7 protein-coding genes are annotated in these 6,646 nt (G+C 73.8%); 6 read left to right on the top strand and 1 reads right to left on the bottom strand.

Going from position 1 to position 6,646, the window contains the following annotated elements; translation table 11 throughout:
• Window positions 1-118: 118 nt before the first annotated feature.
• A complete protein-coding gene (locus tag ABT129_RS36100; protein ID WP_351910153.1) occupies window positions 119-814 on the bottom strand; it encodes a DUF4190 domain-containing protein in 696 nt (231 codons plus the stop codon).
• Between the two features lie 75 nt (window positions 815-889).
• Between ABT129_RS36100 and ABT129_RS36095 the strand changes: the two genes are divergently transcribed.
• The 6 genes from ABT129_RS36095 to ABT129_RS36070 all read left to right on the top strand — a co-directional run bounded on the left by ABT129_RS36095 (window position 890) and on the right by ABT129_RS36070 (window position 6,629).
• Complete coding sequence (locus ABT129_RS36095) at window positions 890-1,921, top strand: adenosine deaminase (protein ID WP_351910151.1); 1,032 nt, start codon at window positions 890-892, stop codon at window positions 1,919-1,921.
• Between the two features lie 37 nt (window positions 1,922-1,958).
• Window positions 1,959-2,702: a glycerophosphodiester phosphodiesterase gene (locus ABT129_RS36090; RefSeq protein ID WP_502982024.1), complete on the top strand. Its 744-nt coding sequence runs from the start codon at window positions 1,959-1,961 to the stop codon at window positions 2,700-2,702.
• Window positions 2,699-3,484: an SAM-dependent methyltransferase gene (locus tag ABT129_RS36085; RefSeq protein WP_351910147.1), complete on the top strand. Its 786-nt coding sequence runs from the start codon at window positions 2,699-2,701 to the stop codon at window positions 3,482-3,484. The genes ABT129_RS36090 and ABT129_RS36085 overlap by 4 nt, the downstream gene beginning before the upstream one ends.
• Window positions 3,484-4,641, top strand: coding sequence for a sensor histidine kinase (locus ABT129_RS36080; protein WP_351910145.1), 1,158 nt, complete (start codon window positions 3,484-3,486; stop codon window positions 4,639-4,641). Before ABT129_RS36085 ends, ABT129_RS36080 begins: the two co-directional genes overlap by 1 nt.
• Window positions 4,638-5,357, top strand: a complete 720-nt coding sequence (locus ABT129_RS36075; RefSeq protein WP_351910143.1) for a response regulator transcription factor — start codon at window positions 4,638-4,640, stop codon at window positions 5,355-5,357. Before ABT129_RS36080 ends, ABT129_RS36075 begins: the two co-directional genes overlap by 4 nt.
• A 96-nt stretch (window positions 5,358-5,453) precedes the next feature.
• A complete protein-coding gene (locus ABT129_RS36070) occupies window positions 5,454-6,629 on the top strand; it encodes a serine hydrolase domain-containing protein (RefSeq protein WP_351910141.1) in 1,176 nt (391 codons plus the stop codon).
• Window positions 6,630-6,646: the final 17 nt, after the last annotated feature.

The following is a 6,646-nucleotide window of genomic DNA, read 5'->3' as shown; positions in this document are numbered from 1 at the left end:
CCGCCCGGGCCCTCCTCCACTCACCACTTGGCCCCGCCGCTGACGGGCGGGGCAACTCGCACGCCGCGTTCCCCCCCCCCACCGGATCGGTGCGGGGCCCTCTCGCGCGTACGGGACCTCAGCGGCCGCTCTCGACCACCAGGCTCGACGCGAACGGGTCCTCGTCGTACCCCGAGTCGTCGAAGGACGAGGAGTCCTGGGCGATCGCCCAGATGATGAAGCCCAGGAAGACGGCGCTGACCAGGGTGCCGATCGCGCCGAGCACGATGCCCGCGATCGCCATGCCCCGGTTGGTCGCCTCGCCCCGGCCCACCTTCTTCAGGCCGATGATGCCGAAGATCAGCGCCAGGATGCCGAGGATCGCTCCCAGGCCGTACAGGCAGAAGCCCGCCACCGCGATGATGCCGAGCACCATCGAGGTCGTGCCCATGCCGTTGGACGGCGGCTGCTGCCAGCCGGGCTGGCCGGTGTAGCCACTGCTGCCGTACGACGGATATCCGGGGTAGCCGTACCCGGAGGTCGACGGCGTGGGCGTCGGGGTGGCGGCCGTCGGGTAGCCGTAGCCCCCGGCGGTGTCCGCCGCCGGGTAGCCGTACGCGCCGGGCGTGGCCGCCGGGCCGCCGGGCGCCACCGGGGGCGGCGGCACCGCGCCCGGCTCGGGTGTGAGCGGCATGGACGTGACGGTCTGCTGGTCGTGCACCGGCGCGGGCGACGGCGTCACCGGCTTGCTCAGTTCCACCCCGTCGCGGTTCGGCGGAGCCCACGGGTCCGTCGGGTCGTAACCGCCCCGCGACTGGTCTCGGTTGTCAGACATGGGCCTCCCCCATCATGGTCCCGCCATGCTACGACCTCCCCCCTCCGGGGGAACCGCCCGGCCTACGATGATCCGATGACCGATCTCCATCCCTTCATCGCCGGACTCCCCAAGGCCGAGCTGCACGTCCACCACGTGGGCTCCGCCTCTCCCCGGATCGTCGCCGAGCTGGCCGCCCGCCACCCCGACTCCAAGGTCCCCACGGACCCGGAGGCGCTGGCCGACTACTTCACGTTCACCGACTTCGCGCACTTCATCGACGTCTACCTGTCGGTCGTCGACCTGGTCCGCACCCCCGAGGACGTCCGGCTGCTGACCTTCGAGGTCGCCCGGGACATGGCCCGGCAGAACATCCGGTACGCCGAGCTGACCATCACCCCCTACTCCTCGACCCGCCGCGGCATCGACGAGCGCGCCTTCATGGCGGCGATCGAGGACGCCCGCAAGGCGGCCGAGGCCGAGTTCGGCACCGTCCTGCGCTGGTGCTTCGACATCCCCGGCGAGGCCGGTCTGGCCTCCGCCGAGGAGACCGCCCGCCTCGCCACCACCGACGGGCTGCGCCCCGAGGGGCTGGTCTCCTTCGGCCTCGGCGGCCCGGAGATCGGTGTGCCGCGTCCGCAGTTCAAGCCGTACTTCGACCTGGCGCGGGCGGCCGGTCTGCACTCCGTCCCGCACGCGGGCGAGACCACCGGCCCGGAGACGATCTGGGACGCGATCAACGACCTGGGCGCCGAGCGCATCGGCCACGGCACCAGCTCGGTCCAGGACCCGGCGCTCCTCGCGCACCTGGCGGAGCACCGCATCGCCCTGGAGGTCTGCCCGACCTCCAACATCGCCACCCGGGCCGTCGCCACCCTCGACGAGCACCCGATCCGGCGGATGGTGGAGGCCGGCGTCCTCGTCACGGTCAACAGCGACGACCCGCCGATGTTCGGCACCGACCTCAACAACGAGTACGCGGTCGCCGCCCGTCTCCTCGGTCTCGACGAGCGCGGTGTCGCCGCCCTCGCCAAGAACGCGGTGGAGGCCTCCTTCCTCGACGCGGCCGGGAAGACCCGGATCGCCGCCGAGATCGACACGTACACCGACAACTGGCTCGCGCGCTGACGACGGTGAGAATGGGGCCATGGACTCCGACACCGCCATGGACCCCGTCGCCGCCGAGGATCCCGTCGCCGCCGCGGGCGCCGTCGGCACCCCGGCACCTGTCACCGTCGTGGGCCATCGGGGCGACCCGTACCGCGTCCGCGAGAACACCCTCCGCTCGATCGCCTCGGCGATCGAGCGGGGGGCGGACGCCGTCGAGGTCGACGTCCGGCTGACGAGGGACGGGGTGCCCGTCCTCCTCCACGACGACACCCTCAAACGCCTGTGGGGTCACGACCGGCCCCTCTCCGCCCTCTCGTACGAGCAGGTCCGCGAGCTGACGTACGGCGGCGTCCCCACCCTGCGCGAGGCGCTGCTCACCGCCGGGGAGAGGCGGCTGATGCTGGACCTGCCGGGCGGGAACGAGAACTCGGTCCGCACGATCGTCCGTACGGTCCGCGAGTGCGGCGCCGGGGAGCGCGTCTACTACTGCGCGGGGGCCGTCGCCATGCTCCAGGTGCGCGCCGCCGACCCGGCCGCCGAGATCGCCCTGACGTGGACCTCGCTCGCCCCGCCCCGCCCGGTGCTGCTCGACGTGGTGCGCCCGCGGTGGCTCAACTACCGCTTCGGGCTGGTGGGTCGGGGGCTGACGGAGCGGATCCACCGGGACGGTCTGCTGGTCTCGGCATGGACCGCGGACACCTCGCGCACCATGCGTAAGCTGATCTTGAACGGGGTCGATTCGATCACCACGAACCGGGTCGACGCCCTCGCCGCCGTCCTGCGAAAGGCTCGCGCATGAACGACCGGATCCGGACCGACATCGCCCACAACGCCCGGGTGTGGAACTACTGGCTGGGCGGCAAGGACAACTACCCGGTGGACCGGGAGGTCGGCGACCAGGTCACCGCGTTCTACCCGAGCATCGGCGAAGTGGCGCGCGCGGACCGGGCGTTCCTCGGCCGCGCGGTGACCCATCTGGCCGCCGGGGCGGGCGTCCGCCAGTTCCTGGACATCGGTACGGGCCTGCCGACCGCCGACAACACCCACGAGGTGGCCCAGCGGGCCGCACCGGACGCCCGGGTCGTCTACGTCGACAACGACCCGATCGTCCTCACCCACGCCCGCGCGCTGCTGACCAGCGCGCCGGAGGGGGTCACCGAGTACGTGGACGCCGACGCGCACGACCCGGAGAGGATCCTGGCGGAGGCCGGCGCGACGCTCGACCTGTCCCGTCCGGTCGCGGTCATGATGCTCGGCATCCTCAACTTCGTCCTGGACACCGACGAGGCCCGGCGGATCGTGCGCACCCTGATGGACGCCGTCCCCGCCGGCAGCCACCTCGTCCTCACCCACCCGACGCTGGAGCCGGAGCTGGGCGGCGAGGGCAACGAGGCCGCGATGGCGTTCTGGAACGAGAACGCGACCCCGCCGATCACGGCCCGCGGCCGCGCCGAGTTCACCTCCTTCCTGGACGGACTCGACATCCTGGAGCCCGGTGTCGTCTCCTGCGCGCGCTGGCGCTCCCCCTCGGCGGAGGCGTACACGGTGGCGCAGTTCGGCGCGGTGGGCCGCAAGCCGTAATGGGCATACGGGGGGCCGTACGGAACGGGTGGGCACGGGCGCGGGGCTGGGGCGCGGCGAACCCGTGGGCGGTGGACATCGGGATCGCGCTCCTCGTGCAGGCGGCGATGACGATGCCGTTCGTGGTGCCGCGCGGGCCGGAGCTGGAGCCGGCGACCTGGCCCGCGTACGGCCTGACGGCGCTCACCGTGCTTCCCCTGGTCTGGCGCCGGCGCGCGCCCTTCGCCGTCCTGCTCGCGATCGTGGCGGCGAGCACGCTGTACGTGCTGGCCCTGGAGGGGCCGGGACAGCCCCTGCCGTACACGGGACTCGTCAGCGTCTACACGATCGCCGTGCTCTCCCCGCCGGGGAAGCGGCTGGCGACGGTGGTGCTGCTCGTGGTCGCGGTCCCGATCTCGGTGTGGCTCAACACCCGGTCGGTCCGCGAACTGACCTTCTCGCTCTTCGTGTTCGGGGCCGCGTACGTCTTCGGCCGGCTCCAGGACGCACGGCAGCGGGAGCACCGGATCGAGGCCGAGCGGGCCGCCGCCCGCGAACGGGCCCGGATCGCCCGGGAGATGCACGACATCCTGTCGCACGCGGTGAGCCTGATGGTGGTGCAGGCGGAGGCGGGGCCGGTGGCGGTACGGACGGCCCCCGAGCGCGCCGAGGCCGCCTTCGAGGCGATCTCGGCGACGGGCCGCGACGCGATGGTCCAGCTGCGGCAGATGCTGGGGGTCCTGCGCGAGGGCGCGGAGGGCACGGCGCCCAGGGAGCCGCAGCCGGACCTCGCGGGCGTCCCGGACCTCGTCGCGCGGGTGCGGGCCGGGGGCCTGGCCGTCTCGTACACGACGGAGGGCGGGGTACGGGCGCTGCCCGCGGCGACCGGCGCGAGCGTCTACCGGATCGTGCAGGAGGCCCTGACGAACGTCGTCCGGCACGCGGACGCCCGTACGGCCGACGTCCGGCTCTCCCACGCGGACGGGGTCCTGCGGGTCACGGTCACCGACGACGGACGCGGCCCCGGGGCGGGACCCGGCGGGCACGGTCTGACCGGCATCCGGGAGCGGGCCGCCGCGCACGGCGGTACGGCGACGACCGGCCCCGGGCCGGGCGGCCGGGGGTTCGAGGTGCGGGTCCTGCTCCCCGTACCCTCCACGGCGGAGGTGGGGAGATGACGACGATCCGCGTGGTGGTCGCCGACGACCAGGAGCTGGTCCGCAGCGGCTTCGCGATGATCCTGGACGCGCAGCCCGACATCGAGGTGGTGGCGGAGGCCGGGGACGGGGCGGAGGCGATCGAGGCGGTGCGCAGGCACGCGCCCGACGTGGCCCTGCTCGACATCCGGATGCCCAGGACCGACGGCATCGAGGCCTGCCGGGCGATCAGCGCGGAGTCCGGCTGCCGGACGGTCATCCTGACGACCTTCGACACCGACGCGTACGTGTACGAGGCGCTGCACGCGGGCGCGAGCGGCTTCCTCCTCAAGGACGTCCGGCGGGACGACCTGGTGCACGCGGTGCGGGTGGTGGCGGCGGGCGACTCGCTGCTCGCGCCGTCCGTGGCCCGGCGGCTCGTGGAGCAGTACACGGCGGGCGGACCGCGCCGGACGGCTCCCGGCCCGGACCCCCGGCTCGACGTGCTGACCGGCCGGGAGCGGGAGACGCTGCTGCTGCTCGCGCGCGGCCTGTCGAACGCGGAGATCGCGGCGGAGCTGGTGGTGAGCGACCACACGGTGAAGACCCATGTGGGGAACGTGCTCGCCAAGCTGGGTCTCCGCGACCGGATCCAGGCGGTGATCTGCGCGTACGAGACGGGCCTGGTCGCGGCCGGTTCTCCCCCGCCCGGGGGAGGCGCGGGGCCCGGCTCCTCCCCCGCGTCGGCGAGGAACTGACCCCCACGAGACCGCCGGTGCGGGCGATCCGCGGAGCGCCCCCGGTCAGCAGGATGGAGCCATCGAGAACAACGGCTCACACCGACGGAGTTGACCATGAGGACGTCCACCCGCACCCTGCTCGCCGCCGCCCTGGTCCTGGGGGTCGCGGCGGGACCCGCGATCGTCCCGGCGTCCGCCACGGGCCCCGCAGCCACGTCACGGACGGCGGCTCCGTCCCTGGACACGGTGATGTCGGCGGCGATCGCGGGCCTGCCCCGCGCCGACGCCACGGCCGCGCTGGTCCGGGTCGGCGGCACCGAGGGCTCCTGGCGGGGAAGTTCGGGCGTCCACGACCTGGAGAGCGGCGCTCCGGCGGACCCGGCCGCCCGCTTCCGGGCCGGATCGGTGACGAAGGTGTTCACGGCGGCGACCGTCCTCCAGCTCGCCGCCGAGGGCCGGATCGACCTGGACCGCACGGCCCGCTCGTACCTGCCGGAGCTGATCCCCGGCCGGTACGCCACGGTGACCGTCCGCCAGCTCCTGAACCACACCCACGGCATCCCGGCCCCCGACCTGGCCGTCGGGACGACGGTGGAGGAGTGGTACGCGAACCGCTTCCGGGTCCACACCCCGGAGGCGATGGTCCGCTCGGCGACGGCGAAGCCGCGCGAGTTCCGGCCGGGCACCCGGCAGCACTACCTGAACATCGGGTACACGATCGCCGGCCTGCTGGTGGAGCGGGTCACCGGCGACACGTTCGAGCGTCAGGTGGAGCGGCGGATCCTGCGCCCCCTCGGCCTCCGGGACACCTACCTTCCCGGCACGGCCGCCGGCATCACCGGCCCGTACAACCACGGCTACCAGGCGATGCGGCTCGACGACGGGACGACGGGCCTCCGGGACGTCTCCGTGTGGCGGGCGACGGACGGCTGGGCGGCCGGGGACCTGATCTCGACCACCGCCGACCTGGAACGCTTCGTCCGGGCGCTGTTCGCCGGCCGGGTGGTGCGCGGCCCGCTCCTGGAGGAGATGTTCACCCTGCCGAAGGTCGCGGACCTCGGGAGCGGCGCCCCGGCCGCGTACTCCGCCGGCCTGTCGATGAAGCGGCTCGGCGGGCGCGAGGTGTGGGGAAAGACGGGCGGACGCTGGGGGTACAACGCGGCCGTCGCGTCGACCCGCGACGGCGCGCGCACCCTCGTCTACAGCGTCAACTCGACCGACGCCAAGGGCCAGGACATGAACCCGACCGCGCTGAACGTCATGGTGGCGGCGTACGGCCTCCCGGACTGACCGCCGACGCACGGCCG

The sequence above is a fragment of the Streptomyces sp. NPDC002057 genome (assembly GCF_040296665.1).
In the GTDB taxonomy this organism is placed as follows: Bacteria; Actinomycetota; Actinomycetes; order Streptomycetales; family Streptomycetaceae; genus Streptomyces.
The sequence above is the reverse complement of the archived record's forward strand: the minus strand, read 5'-3'. Positions and strand labels throughout refer to the sequence as shown.

Coding starts and splice junctions, on each gene's coding strand:
- ABT129_RS36100 (WP_351910153.1), bottom strand. CDS start 814: ATGTCTGACAACCGAGACCAGTCGCGGGGCGGTTACGACCCGACGGAC.
- ABT129_RS36095 (WP_351910151.1), top strand. CDS start 890: ATGACCGATCTCCATCCCTTCATCGCCGGACTCCCCAAGGCCGAGCTG.
- ABT129_RS36090 (WP_502982024.1), top strand. CDS start 1,959: ATGGACCCCGTCGCCGCCGAGGATCCCGTCGCCGCCGCGGGCGCCGTC.
- ABT129_RS36085 (WP_351910147.1), top strand. CDS start 2,699: ATGAACGACCGGATCCGGACCGACATCGCCCACAACGCCCGGGTGTGG.
- ABT129_RS36080 (WP_351910145.1), top strand. CDS start 3,484: ATGGGCATACGGGGGGCCGTACGGAACGGGTGGGCACGGGCGCGGGGC.
- ABT129_RS36075 (WP_351910143.1), top strand. CDS start 4,638: ATGACGACGATCCGCGTGGTGGTCGCCGACGACCAGGAGCTGGTCCGC.
- ABT129_RS36070 (WP_351910141.1), top strand. CDS start 5,454: ATGAGGACGTCCACCCGCACCCTGCTCGCCGCCGCCCTGGTCCTGGGG.